The sequence below is a fragment of the Mycobacterium sp. 852002-51961_SCH5331710 genome (assembly GCF_001665535.1).
In the GTDB taxonomy this organism is placed as follows: Bacteria; Actinomycetota; Actinomycetes; order Mycobacteriales; family Mycobacteriaceae; genus Mycobacterium.
Genome location: NZ_LZSQ01000006.1, coordinates 46,301 through 66,648, shown reverse-complemented (window position 1 = coordinate 66,648; position 20,348 = coordinate 46,301). Strand labels below are relative to the sequence as shown.

Here is a 20,348-nt window from a genome sequence, read left to right as displayed (position 1 = left end):
GGATCGGTCAGGGATGGTCGGCGGAACCGATGCAGAATTCGTTGCCGTCCGGGTCGGCGAGCACCACCCAGCCGAAGTCACCCATGCTGTGCCGCCCAGTTTCGGTGGCGCCGAGTTCGACCAGCCGCTTGACCTCGGCCTCGGCGTCGGGGGAGCCGAAGTCGAGGTGGACCCGGTTCTTGCCCGGCGTGGGGTCGTCGACCTTCTGGAAGCCGAGACCGGGACCGCCGTCGGGACGGGAGACGGTGACGAAAAAGCCTGGTGCCAACGGGTTTACCTGCCCACCAAGGGCACGAGCCCACCACTCGGCGAGCCGGTCGGGGTCGGTGCTGTCGAAGGTCACGTTCACCATGGCGAGGGGCATGGCGCCGACCCTAGATCAGCGCGGTGACAGGAACGCCGTCAAGGCCGCCGCGTACGAGACGACGTCGTCGGCACCCATCACCTCGCGAGCCGAATGCATGGCCAGCTGCGGTGCGCCCACGTCGACGGTCGGAATCCCGGTGCGGGCCGCCGTCATCGGTCCGACCGTCGACCCGCACGGCAGGTCGGCGCGGTGTTCGTAGCGCTGCAGCGGCACTCCGGCCTGCGCGCACGCCAGCGCGAACGCGGCGGCCGTGCGTCCGTCGGTGGCGTATCGCAGGTTCGGCTGCACCTTGAGCACCGGACCGGCGTTGACCTCGATGAGGTGCCCCGGCTCGTGGCGCTCCGGGTAGTTCGGATGCGTGGCGTGGGCCATGTCACCGGACGCCACCATCGAGCCGGGCAGCCGACGCAGGAAGTCCTCACGGCCACCGCCCTCGCTGAGCGTGATGCGCTCGAGGACTGTCAACAGCAGATCCGACTGGGCGCCGTGATCGGACTGCGAGCCGACCTCCTCGTGGTCGAACAGGACCAGCACGGGTGTGTGCGCGCCGGGGTCGGCCGCCAGGAACGCTTCCAGCCCGGCGTAGCAGGTCGCCTGGTTGTCCAACCGTGGCGCGCTGACCAGGTCGCGGTCAGCGCCGACGAGCCGCGACGGTGTCAGATCGTGCGTCATCAGATCGGCGCCCAGCACGTCGTCGCCGGCCACCCCGGCACGCTCGGCGACGAAGTCGGAGAAGGAGCGGGGTCCGCTGCCCGCACCCCACACCGCGTTGACGTGGCGCTGCGGATTGAGCTCGACGGCCTTGCGGTCCTCGGCGAGGTGGATGGCCAGCTGGGGTACCCGCAGGATCGGTTCGTCGATCCGGATGAGCCGATGCTCCAGCCCGCTGCCGGTGCGCACAGACAGCCGCCCGCTGATGCCGAGGTCGCGGTCCAGCCACGAGTTCAGCCACGCACCGCCGTACGGCGCAAGCGCGACGACGCGCCACCCCGAGACGAACCGGTCGGGGTGCTGTTTGACGCGCAGGTTCGGGCTGTCGGTGTGGGCGCCGACGATGCGAAACGACGCGTTACGTCGGCCCGGGTCCGTCCGCCAGGCGATCAGCGATCCGGCTCGCAGGACGTAGAAGTCGCCGTGGGTGGGCCAGGGGTCGGCTTCGGAGAGCTCGCGAAAACCCGCGTCGCGCAGGCGGGCCGCCGCCGTTTCGCAGGCGTGATACGGCGACGGGGACGCGTCGATGAACTCGCACAGGCTCTGGGGGCTAGCTGCCATCTCTTCATCTTTGCGGGTGATTCAAGATCGTTTGACGATAGGGTCCTGTTGTGCCCGAGATCCAACCGCAGCCGGTGCTCGAACCGTTGACGCCCGCGGCGGTTTTCCTGGTGGCGACCATCGCCGACGGCGGGGAGGCGACCGTGCACGATGCGCTTCCGGACATCTCGGGGCTGGTGCGGGCCATCGGATTCCGCGATCCGGCCAAGCGGCTGTCGGCGGTGACGTCGATCGGTTCGGACGCCTGGGACCGGCTGTTCAGCGGTCCCCGACCGGCCGAACTGCATCCGTTCGTCGAGATCCGCGGCGGCCGTCACCACGCACCGGCCACCGAGGGCGACCTGCTGTTCCACATCCGCGCCGAATCGATGGACGTGTGTTTCGAATTGGCCACCAAACTGGCCGAGGCCATGGAAGGCGCGATCACCGTCGTCGACGAGACCCACGGTTTCCGGTTCTTCGACAACCGTGACTTGATGGGTTTCGTCGACGGTACCGAGAATCCGGACGGTCCACTCGCCCGCTCGGCCACCCAGATCGGCGACGAGGACCCCGATTTCGCGGGCGGTTGCTACGTGCACGTGCAGAAGTACGTGCACGACATGGCGTCGTGGAACTCGCTGTCGGTGGAGGAGCAGGAGCGGGTAATCGGCCGCACCAAGCTCGACGACATCGAACTCGACGACGCGGTCAAGCCGGCCAATTCGCATGTCGCGCTCAACGTGATCGAGGACGACGACGGCAACGAACTGAAGATCGTCCGACACAACATGCCGTTCGGCGAGATCGGCAAGGGCGAGTTCGGCACCTACTACATCGGCTATTCACGGACGCCGTCGGTCACCGAGCGGATGCTCGACAACATGTTCATCGGCGATCCGCCCGGGAACACCGATCGCATCCTGGACTTCTCGACCGCCTTGACCGGTGGCCTGTTCTTCACGCCGACCGTCGACTTCCTCGATGATCCTCCCCCACTGCCCGGTTCGGTCGCCGCCGATGACGACGCACCGACCGCGACCGTGACATCTCCCGCCGAGTACGAGGGCTCGCTCGGCATCGGCAGCCTGAAAGGAACCCGCTGATGAACAACCTGTACCGCGATCTGGCACCGATCACTCAAGAGGCATGGGCCGAGATCGAGCTCGAGGCGGCACGAACGTTCAAGCGCCACATAGCCGGTCGGCGCGTGGTCGACGTCAGCGAGCCCGGTGGGCCCACCACCGCCGCGGTCAGCACGGGCCATCTGCGCGACGTGACACCGCCCGGCGACGGTGTGGTGGCGCATCTGCGGGAGGCCAAGCCGCTGGTCCGGTTGCGCGTGCCGTTCACGGTGTCTCGCACCGCAATCGACGATGTGGAGCGCGGTTCGCAGGATTCGGATTGGGATCCGGTCAAAGACGCCGCGATGAAACTGGCGTTCGCCGAGGACCGCGCGATCTTCGAGGGATACGAGGCGGCGTCGATCGAAGGTATCCGGGCGTGCAGTTCGAACACCGCGCTCGCGCTGCCCGACGACGAGCGCGACATCCCCGACGTCATCTCCCAAGCGCTGTCGGAGTTGCGGCTCAGCGGTGTCGACGGCCCGTACTCGGTGCTGCTGTCGGCCGATGTGTACACCAAGGTCAGCGAGACCACCCAACACGGCTATCCGATCCGCGAGCACCTCAACCGGCTGGTTGACGGCGAGATCATCTGGGCGCCGGCGATCGACGGTGCGTTCGTATTGTCAACGCGTGGCGGCGATTTCGACCTGCAGCTGGGCACGGACGTGTCGATCGGCTACTTGTCGCACGATGCGCGTTCCGTCCAGTTGTATCTGGAGGAGACGCTGACGTTCCTGTGCTACACCGCCGAAGCCTCGGTCGCCCTGACGCCCTAGTCTTCTTGGTGCGTGAGCCTCGCGGTCAGGCGGGCGTCAGCACCGCGTCGAGCGCGGAGTAGAACAGACCGAGGCCGTCGTCGGATGGACCGGTGAGCGCCTCCGTGGCGTGCTCGGGGTGCGGCATCAGGCCGACGACGCGGCCGTTGGCCGAGCTGATGCCCGCGATGTTGCGCTGGGAGCCGTTGGGGTTGTCGCGATAGCGGAACACCACCCGGCCTTCACCCTCGAGTTCGTCGAGCACCTGGTCGCCGGCGACATAACGGCCCTCGCCGGACTTCAGCGGGATCAGCAGATCGGCGCCCTTCTCGAAGCGCGTCGTCCACGCCGAGGTGTTCGACGCCACCTCCAGCCAGATGTCGCGGCACACGAAATGCAGCCCGGCGTTGCGGGTCAACGCACCCGGCAGCAGACCGGCCTCGCACAGCACCTGAAAACCGTTGCAAATGCCCAACACCGGCATACCGCGCTCGGCCCCGCGGACGACCTCACCCATCACCGGCGCGAACTTGGCGATCGCGCCGGCCCGCAGATAGTCGCCGTAGGAAAAGCCACCGGGCACCACGACGGCGTCGACGTTCTTCAGGTCGGCGTCGGCGTGCCACAGCGGAACCGCCTCGGCGCCCGCCAGCCTGACCGCGCGCGCGGCATCGACGTCGTCGAGCGTGCCCGGAAATGTGATGACGCCCACACGAGCGGTCATGATTGCTCCCTACTCACCGACCAGTCCTCGATCACGGTGTTCGCCAGCAGCGACTCCGCGATCTCGGCCAGGGTGGCGTCGTCGATGCCGTCATCGACCTCGAGCTCAAAACGCTTGCCCTGCCGGACATCTGAGACGCCGTTGAAGCCCAGACGGCCCAACGCGCCGACGATCGCCTGCCCCTGCGGATCGAGGATCTCCGCCTTGGGCATCACGTGCACCACCACCCTTGCCACGCGTCAACTGTACCGGCGGTTGACGCGCACGCGACTCACCGGCACGAACCGAGGTAGGCCTCGCACAACGGGCCCGCGAGCGCATCGAGAACCTGCACGTCCGACACTGCGGGCCAGGGCACCTGCAGAGGCAGCGTCGACCACAGCGCGAGCTCGACGATGCTGCCGCTGGTCGGGTGGGCCAGCAGGTACTGACGCACCACTTTCTGGCCGGCGACGCTGATCACCGCCGCCACCCGCTCGGGTTCGGCCGTGGTGATCGACGGCGACACCAGCGGGGCGGTCAGCTGACACGTTCGCAGACGAGTCTGCGCCGAATCGAGCACCGATGTTGTGAGCGGGCCGTTGTACGCAACATCGCCGCGCCAGTGCAGCACTTGCGCCCGCAACTGCCACTGACCTGCGGGATTGTTGATCTGAGCACGGGATGCCACCACGTAGTCGCGCGGGTCGCCCGGCACCGGCGGGCTGGCGCAGAGCTCCTCGAACATGAACCGCGGCGCCGGCGCATTGACGGCCAGGCCCGCCAGCCCCGGCCAGCGGTACACCGGAAACAGGGGAAGCGCGTCGGATTGCGGCCACGCGACGTCGGGAATCGCGTCGCAGATCGGCGGGCACACGCCCGGCACCGCCCCCGACGTCGGGGCGGGTACGGGGCCGGCGGTCAACGCCAGGCCGAACGTCGCGAGGGCCACCGCAAGCACCAATCGCACGACTCAAGTACCCCCTGAAGACGGCCTGCGCCGCCACAATATAGGCATGCAATTGACCCATTTCGGACATTCCTGCTTACTGGCCAATTTCAAGGGCGAATCCGGTGGTGAAGCGACGATCCTGTTCGACCCGGGTGTCTTTTCGCACGGATTCGAGGGCATCACCGGTCTGTCGGCGATCCTGATCACCCATCAGCACCCCGACCACGCCGACACCGACCGGCTGCCGGCCCTGCTCGAGGCCAACCCGCAGGCCGCCCTCTACGCCGACCCGCAGACCGCCGCACAGCTGGGTGAGCCGTGGCGCGCGGTCAACGTCGGCGATGTCCTCACCATCGATCACCTGACCGTGCGCGGCGTCGGCGGCAAGCACGCCGTCATCCACCCGGAGATCCCGGTCATCGACAACATCTCCTACCTCGTCGACGACGGCACCCATCGAGCCCGGCTGATGCATCCCGGCGACGCACTGTTCGCGCCCGGCGAACCCGTCGACGTGCTCGCCACGCCCGCCGCCGCGCCCTGGATGAAGATCTCCGAGGCCGTGGACTACCTGCGCGCGGTGGCGCCGACGCATGCGGTGCCCATCCACCAGGGCATCATCGATCCGAGCGCTCGCGGGATCTTCTACGGTCGCCTGACGGAGATGACCGACACCGACTTCCGGGTGCTCGAACCGGAGAACGGGACGGAATTCTGATCCGCGGCTCGGCCGCGGAACTCTGAGTCAGGCCGTATCGCGCGCGGCGGCCCGGCCCGCGGCCCGCCCGGAGAACACGCAACCGCCGAGGAAGGTGCCCTCGAGCGATCGGTAGCCGTGCACGCCGCCTCCGCCGAATCCGGCGGCCTCGCCTGCGGCGTACAGACCGTCGAACGCGCTTCCGTCGGATTTGAGCACGCGCGCGTCGAGGTCGGTTTCGAGTCCGCCCAACGACTTTCGCGTCAGGATGTGCAGCTTCACCGCAATCAACGGTCCGGCCTTGGGGTCGGTCAGGCGGTGTGGCGCGACAACGCGGCTGAATCGGTCACCGAGATAATTGCGCGCAACGCGGATCGAGGCGATCTGCATGTCCTTGGTGAACTTGTTAGCGACCTCCCGGTCGCGCGCGGTGACCTCGGCTTCGACCGTCGCATAGTCCAGCGGCACCACATCCGGCACGGCGTTCATCGACGAGACCAGATCGCGCAGTGAATCCGCGCTGACGAAGTCGACGCCACGGTCGACGAACGCCTGCACCGGCGCCGGCGCCCCCGGACGGACCCGCGACAATACGTCGCGGATGCTGCGACCGGTCAGGTCCGGGTTCTGCTCCTGACCCGAGAGTGCGAACTCCTTGGCGATGATTCGTGCGTTGAGGATGAACCACGTGTAGTCCTGACCCGTTTGCGCGATGTGCTCCAGCGTGCCGAGCGTGTCGAAACCCGGGTACAGCGGGGACGGCAGGCGATTGCCGTTGGCGTCCAACCACAACGACGACGGCCCGGGCAGGATGCGAATGCCGTGCAGCGGCCAGATGGGGTCGTAGTTGGTGATGCCCTCGGTGTAGTGCCACATGCGGTCGCTGTTGATCACGCGTGCCCCCGCGGCCTCGGTGATGCCGATCATCCGACCGTCGACGTGCGCGGGCACACCGGACAGCAGCTGTTCGGGTACCCGGCCCATCCGCTTGGGCCAGTTCTGCCGCACCAGGTCGTGGTTGCCGCCGATGCCGCCGCTGGCGACGATCACCGCTTGTGCGCGAAATTCGAACTCTCCGACGGGTTCTCGCGAGGTGGCGACGCCGCGGGCGGCGTCGGACGGCTCGAGCACGGTTCCGCGCACACCGACGACGGTGCCATTCTCGACGATGAGCTCGTCGACCCTGTGGCGGTGCGCATACCGGGCTCGCCCCGTGAGGCGGCGCGCGAAGATGTCGACGATCGCGGGGCCGGTGCCCCAGGTGATGTGGAAGCGCGGCACCGAGTTGCCGTGGCCGCGCGCGTCGTATCCACCGCGCTCGGCCCATCCGACGAGCGGGAACGTCCGCAGGCCGCGCTCGCGCAGCCAACCGCGCTTCTCCCCCGCCGCGAAATCGACGTAGGCATGAGCCCACTGCCGCGGCCAGTGATCCTCCGGGCGGTCGAATCCCGCTGAGCCCAGCCAGTCCTGCAGCGCCAACTCGTGGCTGTCGCGGATGCCCATCCGCCGTTGCTCCGGGCTGTCGACAAAGAAAAGCCCGCCGAACGACCAGAACGCCTGACCGCCGATGTTGTTGGCGTTCTCCTGGTCGACGATCAGTACGCGTCGGCCGCGTTCGACGAGTTCGCAGGCCGCCACCAGACCCGCCAGCCCGGCTCCCACGACGATGACGTCAGCATCTGCCATGGCCGCCACGTTAGCGGGACGGGCCAAGCGGCGGACGCCATTACGACGTCAGGCAGCCGACGGGCTAGCGCGGTAGGACGTCTTCGATGGCGGCGATCACCTCGGGCGCATCGGGCTCGGTGCGGGGCCGGAACCGCTTGACGACCTTGCCGCCCGGCGCGAGCAGGAACTTCTCGAAGTTCCACTGGATGTCGCCGGCCTCGCCGCCGTCGTCGGGTGTCTTCGTCAGCTCGGCATACAGCGGATGGCGGTCGGAGCCGTTGACGTCGGTCTTGGCGAGCAACGGGAACGTCACGCCGTACGTCGTCGAACAGAACTGTTGAATCTCCTCGGCTGTGCCGGGTTCTTGACCCATGAACTGGTTGCACGGCACGCCGACGACCGTGAGCCCGCGGTCCCGGTAGTCCTTGGCCAACTGTTCGAGCGCCGTGTACTGCGGTGTGAGACCGCATTTGGAGGCGACGTTGACCACCAGTGCGGCGCCGTCGGCCAGCTCGCCGAGCGTGGTTTCGCGGCCGTCGAGGGTGGTCACAGCGATATCGGTCAGCGGAGTGTCGGTCATGCCCGCACGTTACCCGGTCTCGAACAGCATGCCCGCGACCCGGTGCACCGTCGCCAGCGGATCGCCCTCGGCGTCGATCGCCTTGTTCAGCCACAGCAGCGAAAAGCCGTGTACCAGAGACCAGGCGGCCAACGCGGCCGCCTGAGGATCCTGTGCGGCGCGCGGATCGTCGAGGGTGCCGACACCCTGCCGCAGTTCCGCGCCCGCCGCATCCTGGGCGGCTTTCAACTCCGCGTTGTCCGGGTCGACGAGCGCCCGGTCGAACATGACCGCGTAGTGCCCGGGGTGGTCGAGCGCGAAGCGCACGTATGCCAGTGCGGCGTCGATGAATTCCGGGCCGGTCTCGGACAGCGCCGCGGCGAGCTTGCGCCAACCCTCCGCGGCCAGCGCCGTGAACAACCCACGGCGGTCGGTGAAGTGGTGCGCAGGCGCGGCGTGCGATACGCCGGCGACCCGCGCGAGTTCACGCAGCGAGATTCCGTCGGCCCCCCGTTCGGCCACCAGGCTTGCCGCTTCGGCGAGGATGACGGCCTTCAGGTCGCCGTGGTGATAGGACGTCCTGCTCATGCGGACATCGTAGCGCAAATCTTGACAGTGCCTAGTTCGTTGCCTACCGTTAAAACTTGTCACTGTCTAGATTGGAGTTCGATCATGGCCGTCATCATCACGCTGATACTGGGGACGCTCGGCGCGCGGCTGGTCGGCTGGCTGGGCGTCGAGTACGTCGACAGCTGGCCGTCCGCCGTGGCCGTCGGACTGGCCGCGATGTTCGTGGTCACCGGGTTCGCCCACTTCGTCAACCCGCTGCGCCGCGACATGATCGCGATCGTGCCGCCGCGATTACCCGCCCCGGCGTCGTTGGTGACTCTCACCGGTGTGCTCGAGATCGTCGGCGCGATCGGCCTGCTCTACCCGCCTACTCGGGTCGCCGCGGCGGTCTGCCTCTTCGCGTTGATGATCGCGATGTTCCCGGCCAACGTCTGCGCGGCGCGGATGCCGAACCCGCCGAAGTCGATGACGACGCGGCTGGATCTACGCACCGCCGAGCAGATCGTCTTCTTAGGGGCGGCGCTCGTGATCGGCCTGGGCGGCGTCCAGTAGCCAGGCGTACTGGAATGCGGTTTCCTTCCAGCGTTCATAGCGTCCGCTGATACCGCCGTGGCCGGCATTCATCTCGGTCTTCAACAGCACGGGATGGTCGTCGGTCTTGGTCTGGCGAAGGGCGGCAATCCATTTCGCCGGCTCGACGTAGAACACGCGGGTGTCGTTCAACGACGTCATCGCGAGGATTCTCGGGTAGTCCTTGGCCTCGACGTTCTCATACGGGGAGTAGGACCTCATGTACTCGTAGACGTCCTTGTTCTCCAACGGGTTTCCCCACTCGTCCCATTCGGTGACAGTCAGCGGCAGCGAGGGGTCGAGGATCGTGGTGAGGGGATCGACGAACGGCACCACCGCGAGGATGCCGGCGAACAGCTCCGGCGCCATGTTGGCCACCGCGCCGACGAGCAGACCGCCTGCGCTGCCGCCGTACGCCACCAGGTTCTCCGGTCGGGTGACGTCGGTCTGCACGAGATGCGCTGCGACGTCGACGAAGTCGGTGAAGCTGTTCTTCTTCTCGAGCATCTTGCCGTGCTCGTACCACGGCCGGCCGAGCTCGCCGCCGCCCCGCACGTGGGCCACCGCGAACACCATTCCGCGGTCGAGCAGCGAGAGCCGCGCGATCGAGAACCGCGGGTCTTCGCAGGCCTCGTAGGCGCCGTACCCGTACAGCAGCGTGGGCGCCGGATACTGCAGCCCGATCTTGTGAACGATCGAGATCGGTACCCGCACACCGTCCCGCGCGATCGCCCAATCGCGACGCTCGACATAGTCTTCGGGCCGGTAGTCGCCGAGCACGGGCTGCTCACGCAGCAGCGTCCGTTCGCCGGTGGCGAGATCGACGTCGTAGATGCGTACGGGCGTCGTGTACGAAGTGGCGCCGATGCGCAGTTTGGGAGCGCTCCAATTGGGGTTGGCGCTCAGGCCCGCCGACGTCAACTCGGACTCGAACGTGAAGTCTTCGGGGTGGCCGTACTCGCCGCTCGGATACAGAGGCCACAGCTGGATTTTCGGCAGCGCCTCACTGCGGTAGCTGACGACGAGGTGCTTTTCGAACGCGTCGACCGAATCGAGGCGGACGTCGTCGCGATGCGCGATCAGCGTGCGGATCGCGGTCGGATCGCTGACGGGCGCCTCCACCAGGGTGAAGTTCACCGCTCCGTCATTGTGCAGGATGAGAAACCGATCCTCACCGCCCACGACCGCGTGCTCGACGGAGTACTCGACGAAGTCGCGGCGCGGCCACACGACGGCGAACTCCGCCTCGGGGTCGGTCGCATCGGCGTACCGCATCTCGGAGGTCACGGCGCTTCCTGCGGCGATCATGACGTATTTGTCGCTGCGGGTTCGGCCGACGCCGAGCCAATACCGTTCGTCGGGTTCGTGATAGACCCGCTGCGCGGGCAGACCCGAGCCAAGACGGTGGCGCCAGATCGTGTCAGGACGCCAGGCCTCGTCGACTGTCGAGTAGTAGACGGTGCGGTTGTCGGCCGCCCAGGTCGCACCGGGGCCGATACCGACGATCGTGTCCTCGTACAGCTCACCGGTGCGTAAGTCCTTGAACCGCAGGGTGTACCGCTCGTCACCCTTGACGTCCACCGAATAGGCCAGAATGTTGCCGTCGAGGCTGACCGAGGCGGCGCCCAGCGAAAAGAATTCGTGGCCCTCGGCCTCGACGTTCTCGTCGAGTAGCACCTGTTCGCCGGGGATCTCGGTGTTCTCGTCGAGCACCGGAGGTGTCCAGTCGTCCGGGTCGGCGACCGGACAACGGCAGTGCACGCTGTACTGCTTGCCCTCGAAGCTGCGGCCGTAATACCACCACGCGTCGCGCCTCGTCGGCACCGACAGGTCGGTCTCCTTGGTGCGGGCCTTGATCTCGTCGAAGATGGCCTGTCGCAGTGGCGCGAGGTGTTCGGTGACGTGCTCGGTGTAGGCGTTCTCCGCCTCGAGATACGCGATCACGTCGGGATCGTTCTTGTTGCGCAGCCACTCGTAGGGGTCAGCGAAGACATCGCCGTGATGTTCGCGTTTGGTGTCGACTCGCTTGGCCACCGGCGGAATCATGCCCCGATCCAATCGTCGAACTTCAGTCCCGAAATGCGTTCGTATGCCTCGATGTAGCGGGAACGGGTGGCTTGCACGACGTCGGGGGGCAGCGGTGGCGGCGCTGTGCCGCCGGCGCGGTCCCATCCCGACTCCGGACCCGTGAGCCAGTTGCGGACGAACTGCTTGTCGAAGCTCTGCTGCACGACGCCTTCTTTCCAGTCGTCGGCGCGCCAGTACCTGCTGGAGTCGGGGGTGAACACCTCGTCGGCGAGTCGCAGTTCGCCGTCCTTGCCTACTCCGAACTCGAATTTGGTGTCGGCGACGATGATCCCTTTGGTCAGCGCGTGTTCGGCCCCGCGGCGGTAGGTCTCCAGCGTCCGGTCGCGCAGCTGCTGTGCGCGCTGTTCTCCGATCAGTTCGACCACGGCGTCGAACGAGATGTTCTCATCGTGTTGTCCCAGTTCGGCTTTCGTCGCCGGGGTGAACAGCGGCTCGTCGAACTTGCTCGCCTCGACCAGCCCGGCGGGAAGCGCGATACCGCACACCGCTCCGGTCTTCTGGTAGTCGATGAGCCCTGAACCGGTGAGGTAGCCGCGGGCCACCGCCTCCACCGGCAACATCTCGAGCTCCTGTACCACCAGCGAGCGGCCCAGCACGGCGGCGGGAATGCGCTCGTCGTCGGGAGGACCGGCGAGATGGTTGGGTGTGCCCGCCGTCCGACTCAGCAGGTCGAAGAAGAACACGCTCATCGCGGTGAGGATGCGGCCCTTGTCGGGGATCTGCGAGTCGAGGATGTAGTCGTAGGCGGAGATGCGGTCGCTGGCCACGAAGAGCAGCGTCTCGTCGTCCACGCGATACAGTTCGCGAACCTTGCCGCTGGCCAGATGTTCGTAGTCGGACAGAGCGGGGCGCATCGGGCCAGCCTATCGGGCAGCATCTACTGCCATGACTTCGCGGTTTATCCCCTATGCCACCACACCGTCGCGCATCATGGCCCAGCTCGTCAGCGACATCGTCGTGGTCGTCTGGACCACGGTGTGGGTGCTGGTCGGCATGGCCGTGCACTCGGCGGTGTCCACCATCGCCGCGGTGGGCCGCCAGGTGGAGACCGGCGCCAACGGCGTGGCCGACAACCTCGACTCCGCGGGTGAGCGCACCGACGACTTCCCGCTGATCGGCGACGCGCTGAGCAAGCCGCTGCGGGCGGCCAGCGAAGCGGCGCTCGACATCGCCGGTGCCGGCCACAGCCTCGACACCACCGCATCGTGGCTGGCATGGGTGCTGGCGTTGGCGGTGGCCGCGCCGCCGATCCTGTTCGTCGCGATGCCGTGGCTGTACCTGCGGCTGCGGTTCTTCCGCCGCAAGTGGACGGCACTCACGCTGGCCCGCACACCCGCGGGCGAGCAGTTGTTGGCGCTGCGGGCGCTGGCCAATCGGCCGCTGGCGAAGCTGGTCGCGGTCCACGCCGACCCGGTCGGGGCGTGGCGGATGCACGACCACGACGCGATCCGGGGACTCGCGGCGCTCGAGTTGCGCTCGTCGGGCGTCGCCCGCCGCCTCTAGCGGCTCCGCCGCCGCGATTTGTGAGTGATTTCGATCGCTGACCGAACGATTTCACTCACAAATCGCAGGGCGGGGAGCCGACCGGACGGTCACGAACGTCTAATTGAAGTGCTCGATGATCTGCTACGCGATCACGACGGCGTCATCACTCTCGCGCAGGCGCGTGAAATCGGCCTGAGCGACCAGTCCGTCCGCCGACGCGCCCGGTCCGGACGCTGGCGTCGCTGCGGCCCTGGCGTCTATTTCGCCGATGACCGACCATTCAACGATGCCGCGCGCATCCGAGCCGCGGTATGGGGTTATGGCGACCGCGCCTGCGCCAGTGGTCTCGCCGCAGCGTGGTGGCACCGAGTGTCGAAGTTTGCACCGGACGTCGTCGAGGTGACGGTGCCCAAGTCAAGCAATGGCCGACGACGTACCGGCACGCGGTTGCGAAGGCGGGACCTGTCGCCCCGCGACGTCGTCGAGCGCGATGGGCTGCGGGTCACCGCGTTGCCGCTGACGGTGGTCGAAGCCGCGGTCCGGCGCGGTGGCGGGCCGAAGCTGATGGACACCGCTCTGCAGCGTCACGTCGAACTCGCCCAACTGTGGCGGGTACATCTGCGGAACAAGGGCCGACATGGTTCACCCGCCGCACGGCGACTCCTGCGCGCCGCCCAGGACGGTGCGCGTTCCGAGGCCGAGCGGCTCCTCGTCAAGCTCCTGCGCGATGCCGGGTTCACCGGCTGGAAGACCAACCATCCCGTCGCCGGCTACAGGGTCGACGTCGCCTTCCTGGCAGCGAAGGTCGCGATCGAGGTCGACGGCTGGGCGTTTCACACCGACAGCGCCGTGTTCCAAATCGACCGCAACCGTCAGAACGTCATCGCCTTGCACGGCTGGAAGGTGTTGCGCTTCACCTGGCTTGACCTGACGGCGTATCCGCAGCGGGTGATCGCCGAGATCTCCGCCGCGACGGGCCAGAGTCCGTCATCCGAGCATGCGACGCAGGGTATGGCCGAACGGATACCGCGCCGTCACCGACCCGAACCGCACCCGGCCGCGCACCACGAGGTGTAGGCGATCCGACGCCGGACCGTGCGGCACCTTCAGCGTGGTGCTGCCCGCGAACGTCTCGACGCCGGTGAGGTCGGCGGTCGCGCCGTCGGGCAGGATCAGTTCCGTCGAGCTGAAGTAGTCGTCGATGTCCAGCACGACGGTGGACACCTGCAGCTTCGCCGACGTGAAGTCGAGCGTCGTGTCGCACATCCGGGTGTTCAGCTCGATGCGCGACGGCACCGTCCACGGTCCCCGCCTCGAAATCGACGACATCCGGCCGCGCATCGGTTCGGTGCCGCCGGCCGCCACCGGTTGCAGCGCATCCGTCGACGGTAGGTCGGCCAACACCTGGCGCAACTCGCCACGGGTGCGCGCGGCCAGCACGACGTCGAACCGCTCGCTGAACTCGTCGAGCGTGAGCATGCCCTGGCCGGCCGCACGTTCGAGCAGCTGCCTCACGTGCTCGCGGTCGACGTCCGAAACCCGCACATTCGCGTCATCGGTGTCCATGCTCCGAGAGTAGGTGGCGTAGCCCGACGGTCCTCAACCGCAATACCGCCCCGATCGCCACAACCACCCACGCAGCAAACGCGATCCAAAAGAAGACCTGCGAAATCGTGGGCAGTGCAAGCCATCCGGTCTCGATCGCCATGGCGTGAGTAGCCGCCGAATACATGCCCAGCGGGAACACCATCGCCCACCACACTCCGGCGAAACGCCGTGCCTCCGCCCGTCCGATGTGACGAACACCGAAGTACACAAGCGGCGGAATCCACAGCGACGCCAGGCACCACGTCGTGATCGTCGCCGCACGAACGTCGATGCCGGCACGATGGATGTGATCACCGGCCAGCGTGGCGATCGCGAGCCCGCCCATCAAGATCCAGGCGTCGGGCTCGAACCCGCTGGGATCCAGCCGCGCCGAAAAGGCTCGCGCCAGGATCAGCGTGGTCATGACGGCGTATAGCACAAGGGCCGCCACCCAAATCGCCACACCGGCCGTCACCAGCGCATGCCAGCCCGTGTCGTGAGCGAGCGCGACCGCGACGATCGCCAGACCCGAGGTGCCGACGCTGCACAGTTCCCACGCCCCCCGCGCCCTTTGCTGAAACCGCTTCCAGGGCCGACGGCCGAAGTTGCGCGCCGTCAGCACCACCAACGCCAGCCACACCATCGCCGCCGGCACGGCCAATGTCCACAACACCGCCGTGATCGACATCAGCCGGCTGTCGAGCACCGCGCAGGCCGCCACAAACGTGAACAGCCCGATCGTGACGTCCGTATCGGCAAGATCCAGGCGCTGCCGGGACCACGAGATCGCTCCTGCGACAACGAGAACCAGCAGCCCGAGGACGGCGAGCCCGGCCAGCGCGCCGCTGATGTAGGTGTAGCCGTGCTCGGCCGCGGCGATCGACACGATGCCGGTCGCCATCACGAACGCGAACGCGTCGGGCCTCACCGCCCGCCGCTCACCGCAACTCGACGACGAGATGCCGGATGCCGGTGTGCCGATTGCTGCGCGTCCACTCGACGGGCTTGACCAGCCGGGCATCGGAGAACCGCGACAGCAGCTCCTCGAACAGCACGCGCAGCTCGAGCCGCGCCAGGTTGGCCCCGAGGCAGTAGTGCACACCCTGGCCGAAGCCGAGGTGCGGATTCGGTTTGCGGGCGATGTCGAACACGTCGGCATCGGCGAACACCGCCTCGTCGCGGTTGGCCGAACCCTCCCAGATCTGGACTTTCTGACCGGCCTCGATCCGACATCCCGCCAGCGTCACGTCCCGAGTCGCGGTGCGCCGCTTGGACGGTGACGGTGACGACCAACGCACCATCTCCTCGATCGCCGACGGCAACAACCTCGGGTCGTCGCGCAGAGCCCTCAGCGAATCCGGGTTCTCGATCAACGCCAGCAGCCCGCCGGCGACCGCGTTGCGCGTCGTCTCCGCACCCGCACTGAACAACAAGCTGAAGAACAAGTAGAGCTCCAGGTCGGACAGCGCACCGTCGCCCACCGTGTCGTCTAGGCATGCGTTCGCGACCACCGACAACATATCGTCCGTCGGCGATGCACGTTTGGCCGCGATCAACTCCTGGCCATAGGCATACATCCGCGAACCGGCCTCTTCCTCGGTGAGCTGACCGACGGAGGCCTTCCGCGAACCACCGAAGTCGAACTGTGGCTCGATCGCCTGAAACAGCCAATGTCGTTCGGACTCCGGAACTCCCAACAGGATGCAGATCATCTGCATCGGCAGCTCGGCCGCCACGTCGACCAGGAAATCGAAGGGCACCCCGGATTCGACGGCATCCAACAAGCGCCGCGCACGCGCGCGCAAGTCATCCTCGACCCGGCGGATCATCCGCGGTGTGAGCCCCGAACTGACCAACCGGCGGATCTGCGAATGCCGCGGGTCGTCCATCATGTTGAGTACCTGACCCGCGATCGCCAGATCCTGCAGCAGCGTGCCACCGTAGGGCCGGGGCCCACCCGTCACCGACGAGAAGGTCTCCGGATCACGAAACACCGCAAGCGTTTCGGCGTAGGTGGCCACGGACCAGAATCCCTCGCCGTCGGGCGTGTGCTCGGTCGGCTCATGCCAGTACACCGGAGCCTCACGCCGATGCAGCGCGAACAGTTCGTGCGGAAAACCGTTCGCGAAGTTGTCCAGATCGGTGAAGTCGACGGCCAGCGTCACAAGATGGCACCCGAAGTGTATTTGGCCGCTTCGGGATAGCGGCTCACCAACTCGTCGACCGCTTCGACCACGCGGTCCACCTGATCACCGGCCGCGCCGGTGAAGGCCTGCTTGTCGGCGAGCGCCGCATCGAGCGCGGGCCGGTCGAGCGGGAGCCGGGAATCGGCGGCCAACCTGTCCAGAAGGTCTGGCTCCTGGCCCTTTTCGCGCATCGCCAACGCCACCGCGACGGCGTGTTCCTTGATCACCTCGTGCGCGGTCTCGCGGCCCACCCCGGCCCGTACCGCGGCGATGAGGATTCGCGTTGTCGCCAGGAAGGGCAGGTAGCGGTCGAGTTCGCGCTGGATCACCGCGGGGTAGGCGCCGAACTCGTCGAGCACGGTCAGGAACGTCTCGATCTGCCCGTCCACGGCGAAGAACGCGTCCGGCAGCGCGACGCGGCGCACCACCGAACAAAACACGTCGCCCTCGTTCCACTGCGCGCCAGCGAGTTCGGCGGCCATCGAGCCGTAGCCGCGCAGCACCACCTGCAACCCGTTCACCCGCTCACACGAGCGGGTGTTCATCTTGTGCGGCATCGCGGACGAGCCCACCTGTCCGGGCGCGAACCCCTCGGTGACCAGTTCGTGGCCCGCCATCAGCCGGATGGTGTGTGCCAGCGACGACGGACCCGCACCGACCTGCACCAGCGCGGAGACGACGTCGTGGTCCAGCGAGCGCGGATACACCTGCCCCACGCTGGTGAAAATCTCGGTGAAACCGAGGAATTCAGCCACCCGCCGCTCGAGCTCGGCCAACCGCGACGCGTCGCCGTCGAACAGGTCCAGCATGTCCTGGGCGGTGCCCATCGGCCCCTTGACACCGCGCAGCGGGTAGCGGTCGATCAGCGAGCGCAGCCGCTGCAGCGCGATCAACAGCTCTTCGGCCGCCGAGGCGAACCGCTTACCCAGCGTGGTGGCCTGCGCGGCGACGTTGTGGCTGCGGCCCGCCATCACCAGGTCGCGATACAGCACCGCGCGTTCGGCCAACCGGGCCACCACCGCCACCGCATGGGAGTGCACGAGTTCGAGCGACCGCCGGATCTGCAGCTGTTCGACGTTCTCGGTCAGGTCGCGACTGGTCATGCCCTTGTGCACGTGTTCGTGGCCCGCGAGCGCGTTGTACTCCTCGATGCGCGCCTTGACGTCGTGGCGCAGCACGCGTTCCCGTGCCGCGATCGACTCGAGGTCGACCTGCTCGAGCACCCGCTCGTAGTCGTCGACCACTCCGGCGGGCACGTCGACCCCCAGTTCCGCCTGGGCGCGCAGCACCGCCAGCCAGAGCCTGCGCTCCGCGATGACCTTGGCTTCCGGTGACCAGATCGCCACCATTTCCTCGCTGGCGTACCGATTGGCCAGCACGTTGGGGATCGTCACAAACACTCAGCTTACGACTCGGGTAGTGCAGGCTGGTCCCATGTACTTCGTTGGGCTCGATCTCGCCTGGGCGGAAGGAAACCAAACCGGTGTGGCCGTTCTGGACGGCGACGGCCGGCTCGTGCAGGTCGGCACGGCGGTCAGCGACGACGAGATCGCGGCGGCCGTCGCGCAGTATGTCGACGGCCCCTGCGTCGTCGCCATCGACGCACCACTCATCGTCAGGAACCCGACCGGATACCGGCTCGGGGAAACGCTGTACAACCGGGATTTCGCGCCGTTCGAGGCGACCGCGCAGCCCGCGAACACCGGCAACCCGCTCTTCGACCCGCCCCGTGCCGAGGTCCTCTGCGAGCGCCTGTACCTGGATACCGACCCGCAGTCACGCGCCGACCGCCGCGCGATCGAGGTCTACCCGCATGCCGCGACGATCGCGCTGTTCAAACTCGGCAAGACGCTCAAGTACAAGCGGCGGGCCAAGGATGTCGTCAAACGCAAGGACGAACTGCTCAAAATGGTGGAGCTGATCGAGGGGTTGAACGACGCCAACCCGCGACTTCGCGTGCGGAGCAGTCCGGCGTGGCTCGAACTCCGCAAGCGGATCGAGGCCGGCGCCCGGGCCTTCCAACTGAACGCCTGCGAGGATCCCGTCGACGCCGTGCTCTGCGCGTACGTCGCGCTGTACCTCGAACGGCGACGCGAGGACGTCACGATCTACGGCGACCGCGAAGACGGCTACATCGTCACGCCCGCGTTGCCGCCGGGGCTGACACCCGCACCTCGCGGCCGCCAGGTGACGGCCCCCGGACCCGGCGACGTGCTGCCGCGCTTGGAGCAGGTTCAGCTTCTGATCGAGCGGGCGCAACGCGAGCTCACCGAGATACGCCGACAGCTCGGCGGCTAGCTAATCCGGCGTCTGAGCCAGCTGAGTCGGATCGGTGATCCCGGCGTCCGTGATGCCGAGTCGCTTGTTGATCAGCATGGTGACGAGGAACAGCACGATACCGATCACGAGCAGGATTCCGGCGAGCAGATACTGCGTTCCCGGGCGGCCCGACAGGGGTGTCACCAGATACAGCGACGTGATGAAACCGAGGATGGGCAGGAACGTGGGCGTCCGGAAATGTGCACCGTCCTTCTGCACGTCGCGACGCAGCACCAGCACCGCGACGTTGACCATCGCGAACACGGCCAACAGCAGAAGCGACGTGGTGCCGCCGAGCACCGACACCGCCTTGCTGCTCGCAAAGGCCGACACGTAGAAGATCAGGCCGAAGGCGATCACGGTCGTGAAAATAATTGCCACCCAGGGGGTATGGCGGGTTCGGTGCACCGAGCCGAGAACCGGCGGCAGCACCCGCTGCCGCGCCATACCGTAGATCAGCCGGCTGGCCATCAGCATGTTGATCAGCGCGGTGTTGGACACCGCGAACATCGTGATGAACGGGAACAGCTCGTCGATCGGCAGCCCCGGCGCCGCGGCCTCGACCACGCTCACCAATGGGGTGCTGCTGGCCTTGAGCTCGCCGATCGGCACCAGCGCCACCGCGATGATCGACACCAGGATGTAGACGAGTCCGGCGATGCTCAGCCCGGTCAACAACACCTTCGGGAAGATCCGGACCGGGTCCTTGGTCTCCTCGGCCATGTTCACCGAGTCCTCGAAGCCGACCATGGCGAAGAAGGCGAGCGACGTCGCCGCGGTGATCGCGACGAATGTGCTTCGCTCCTCGCCGCTTTCGAACATCACGATGCGGGAGAAGTCGTGGTCACCACCCTGGGTGAAGGCCCATAGACCGACGAAGATCACCAGCAGCAGGCCGGTGATCTCGATGATGGTCAGGCCAACGTTGAGCTTGACGCTCTCACTCACACCGCGCAGGTTGATCGCGGCCAACACGGCCATGAAGATCAGTGCGATGACGGCGACACCCGCCTTGCCCCAGTCCAGGCCGAGACCCTTGATCATGTTGGCGGCGAACGCTTGCGACGCGGTCGACGCCGACGTGATGCCGGAGCACATCACCACGAAGGCGACGAGGAAGGTGAAGAATTGGATCCCGAAAGCCTTGTGCGCGTACAGCGCAGCCCCGGCCGCCTGCGGATACTTGGTGACGAGCTCCAGATACGAGAAGGCCGTGATGGTGGCGATGGCGAATGCGAGAAGGAACGGCAGCCATGCGGCACCGCCCACCTCGCCGGCGACCTGACCCGTCAGCGCATAGACACCGGTGCCGAGGATGTCGCCGACGATGAACAGCAGCAACAACCCCGGACCCATGACCCGCCGAAGCTCCGGCTGCTTGTCGGTCGGCGTACTCATCATCGTTTGCTCTTCGCGCAAGCGCTCATCGGTGCCCTTTGCTCTTCGCGCAAGCGCTCATCGGTG

Annotated in this window: 22 protein-coding genes; 7 read left to right on the top strand and 15 right to left on the bottom strand. The window is 67.1% G+C overall.

Annotated features, from left to right (window positions below):
* Window positions 1-7: 7 nt before the first annotated feature.
* Window positions 8-364, bottom strand: a complete 357-nt coding sequence (locus A5752_RS01220; RefSeq protein ID WP_067080777.1) for a VOC family protein — start codon at window positions 362-364, stop codon at window positions 8-10.
* Between the two features lie 15 nt (window positions 365-379).
* On the bottom strand, window positions 380-1,639 hold the full coding sequence (locus A5752_RS01215) for a M18 family aminopeptidase (protein ID WP_067080775.1): 1,260 nt from the start codon (window positions 1,637-1,639) through the stop codon (window positions 380-382).
* 50 nt (window positions 1,640-1,689) lie between these two features.
* On the opposite strand from A5752_RS01215, the gene A5752_RS01210 reads away from it, so the two are divergent.
* Window positions 1,690-2,724 carry a Dyp-type peroxidase gene (locus tag A5752_RS01210; RefSeq protein WP_067080772.1) on the top strand — a complete coding sequence of 345 codons (1,035 nt, stop codon included), beginning with the start codon at window positions 1,690-1,692 and terminating at the stop codon, window positions 2,722-2,724.
* Window positions 2,724-3,521 (top strand): family 1 encapsulin nanocompartment shell protein, encoded by a 798-nt coding sequence (locus tag A5752_RS01205; RefSeq protein ID WP_067080771.1) that lies wholly within the window; start codon window positions 2,724-2,726, stop codon window positions 3,519-3,521. Before A5752_RS01210 ends, A5752_RS01205 begins: the two co-directional genes overlap by 1 nt.
* Window positions 3,522-3,546: 25 nt before the next feature.
* On the opposite strand, the gene purQ is transcribed toward A5752_RS01205, so the two are convergent.
* The 3 genes from purQ to A5752_RS01190 are packed head-to-tail and all read right to left on the bottom strand — an operon-like array spanning window position 3,547 to window position 5,173.
* Window positions 3,547-4,224 (bottom strand): phosphoribosylformylglycinamidine synthase subunit PurQ, encoded by a 678-nt coding sequence (purQ, locus tag A5752_RS01200; protein WP_067080769.1) that lies wholly within the window; start codon window positions 4,222-4,224, stop codon window positions 3,547-3,549.
* Window positions 4,221-4,460: a phosphoribosylformylglycinamidine synthase subunit PurS gene (gene purS / locus A5752_RS01195; RefSeq protein ID WP_067080767.1), complete on the bottom strand. Its 240-nt coding sequence runs from the start codon at window positions 4,458-4,460 to the stop codon at window positions 4,221-4,223. The genes purQ and purS overlap by 4 nt, the downstream gene beginning before the upstream one ends.
* Window positions 4,461-4,495: 35 nt before the next feature.
* Window positions 4,496-5,173, bottom strand: a complete 678-nt coding sequence (locus A5752_RS01190; protein ID WP_067080764.1) for an ATPase — start codon at window positions 5,171-5,173, stop codon at window positions 4,496-4,498.
* 46 nt (window positions 5,174-5,219) lie between these two features.
* Here A5752_RS01190 and A5752_RS01185 point away from each other — a divergent pair, with 46 nt between their 5' ends.
* Window positions 5,220-5,873, top strand: coding sequence for an MBL fold metallo-hydrolase (locus A5752_RS01185; protein ID WP_067080763.1), 654 nt, complete (start codon window positions 5,220-5,222; stop codon window positions 5,871-5,873).
* 27 nt (window positions 5,874-5,900) lie between these two features.
* On the opposite strand, the gene A5752_RS01180 is transcribed toward A5752_RS01185, so the two are convergent.
* The 3 genes from A5752_RS01180 to A5752_RS01170 all read right to left on the bottom strand — a co-directional run bounded on the left by A5752_RS01180 (window position 5,901) and on the right by A5752_RS01170 (window position 8,667).
* Complete coding sequence (locus tag A5752_RS01180; RefSeq protein ID WP_067080998.1) at window positions 5,901-7,538, bottom strand: FAD-binding dehydrogenase; 1,638 nt, start codon at window positions 7,536-7,538, stop codon at window positions 5,901-5,903.
* A gap of 64 nt (window positions 7,539-7,602) precedes the next feature.
* The gene (locus tag A5752_RS01175) at window positions 7,603-8,100 is read right to left on the bottom strand and encodes a glutathione peroxidase (protein WP_067080760.1); all 498 of its coding nucleotides are present in this window, start codon (window positions 8,098-8,100) and stop codon (window positions 7,603-7,605) included.
* 9 nt (window positions 8,101-8,109) lie between these two features.
* Complete coding sequence (locus A5752_RS01170) at window positions 8,110-8,667, bottom strand: TetR/AcrR family transcriptional regulator (protein ID WP_067080758.1); 558 nt, start codon at window positions 8,665-8,667, stop codon at window positions 8,110-8,112.
* Window positions 8,668-8,751: 84 nt separating this feature from the next.
* Here A5752_RS01170 and A5752_RS01165 point away from each other — a divergent pair, with 84 nt between their 5' ends.
* On the top strand, window positions 8,752-9,201 hold the full coding sequence (locus tag A5752_RS01165) for a DoxX family protein (protein WP_067080755.1): 450 nt from the start codon (window positions 8,752-8,754) through the stop codon (window positions 9,199-9,201).
* Here A5752_RS01165 and A5752_RS01160 read toward each other — a convergent pair.
* A complete protein-coding gene (locus A5752_RS01160; RefSeq protein WP_067080753.1) occupies window positions 9,160-11,265 on the bottom strand; it encodes a S9 family peptidase in 2,106 nt (701 codons plus the stop codon). The genes A5752_RS01165 and A5752_RS01160 overlap by 42 nt on opposite strands.
* Window positions 11,262-12,161: a phosphoribosylaminoimidazolesuccinocarboxamide synthase gene (locus A5752_RS01155; RefSeq protein WP_067080750.1), complete on the bottom strand. Its 900-nt coding sequence runs from the start codon at window positions 12,159-12,161 to the stop codon at window positions 11,262-11,264. Before A5752_RS01155 ends, A5752_RS01160 begins: the two co-directional genes overlap by 4 nt.
* A gap of 31 nt (window positions 12,162-12,192) precedes the next feature.
* On the opposite strand from A5752_RS01155, the gene A5752_RS01150 reads away from it, so the two are divergent.
* Both A5752_RS01150 and A5752_RS01145 read left to right on the top strand, forming a co-directional pair.
* The gene (locus tag A5752_RS01150) at window positions 12,193-12,810 is read left to right on the top strand and encodes a hypothetical protein (protein WP_067080748.1); all 618 of its coding nucleotides are present in this window, start codon (window positions 12,193-12,195) and stop codon (window positions 12,808-12,810) included.
* Window positions 12,811-12,918: 108 nt separating this feature from the next.
* Entirely contained in the window at window positions 12,919-13,869 is a 951-nt protein-coding gene (locus tag A5752_RS01145) for an endonuclease domain-containing protein (RefSeq protein ID WP_082963687.1), read from the top strand.
* On the opposite strand, the gene A5752_RS01140 is transcribed toward A5752_RS01145, so the two are convergent.
* From A5752_RS01140 to purB, 4 genes are read right to left on the bottom strand one after another with little or no spacing between them, the layout of a single operon-like run.
* Window positions 13,780-14,358 carry a DUF1707 SHOCT-like domain-containing protein gene (locus tag A5752_RS01140; RefSeq protein WP_067080745.1) on the bottom strand — a complete coding sequence of 193 codons (579 nt, stop codon included), beginning with the start codon at window positions 14,356-14,358 and terminating at the stop codon, window positions 13,780-13,782. The two genes, A5752_RS01145 and A5752_RS01140, sit on opposite strands and share 90 nt — an antisense overlap.
* Window positions 14,345-15,307: a tellurite resistance/C4-dicarboxylate transporter family protein gene (locus tag A5752_RS01135; protein WP_286159377.1), complete on the bottom strand. Its 963-nt coding sequence runs from the start codon at window positions 15,305-15,307 to the stop codon at window positions 14,345-14,347. Before A5752_RS01135 ends, A5752_RS01140 begins: the two co-directional genes overlap by 14 nt.
* Before the next feature lie 10 nt (window positions 15,308-15,317).
* Window positions 15,318-16,544, bottom strand: coding sequence for a cytochrome P450 (locus A5752_RS01130; protein WP_067080742.1), 1,227 nt, complete (start codon window positions 16,542-16,544; stop codon window positions 15,318-15,320).
* Complete coding sequence (gene purB / locus A5752_RS01125; RefSeq protein WP_067080739.1) at window positions 16,541-17,959, bottom strand: adenylosuccinate lyase; 1,419 nt, start codon at window positions 17,957-17,959, stop codon at window positions 16,541-16,543. Before purB ends, A5752_RS01130 begins: the two co-directional genes overlap by 4 nt.
* A gap of 40 nt (window positions 17,960-17,999) precedes the next feature.
* Between purB and A5752_RS01120 the strand changes: the two genes are divergently transcribed.
* Window positions 18,000-18,863, top strand: coding sequence for a DUF429 domain-containing protein (locus tag A5752_RS01120; protein WP_067080737.1), 864 nt, complete (start codon window positions 18,000-18,002; stop codon window positions 18,861-18,863).
* On the opposite strand, the gene A5752_RS01115 is transcribed toward A5752_RS01120, so the two are convergent.
* The gene (locus tag A5752_RS01115) at window positions 18,864-20,282 is read right to left on the bottom strand and encodes an APC family permease (RefSeq protein ID WP_067080993.1); all 1,419 of its coding nucleotides are present in this window, start codon (window positions 20,280-20,282) and stop codon (window positions 18,864-18,866) included.
* Between the last annotated feature and the right edge of the window lie 66 nt (window positions 20,283-20,348).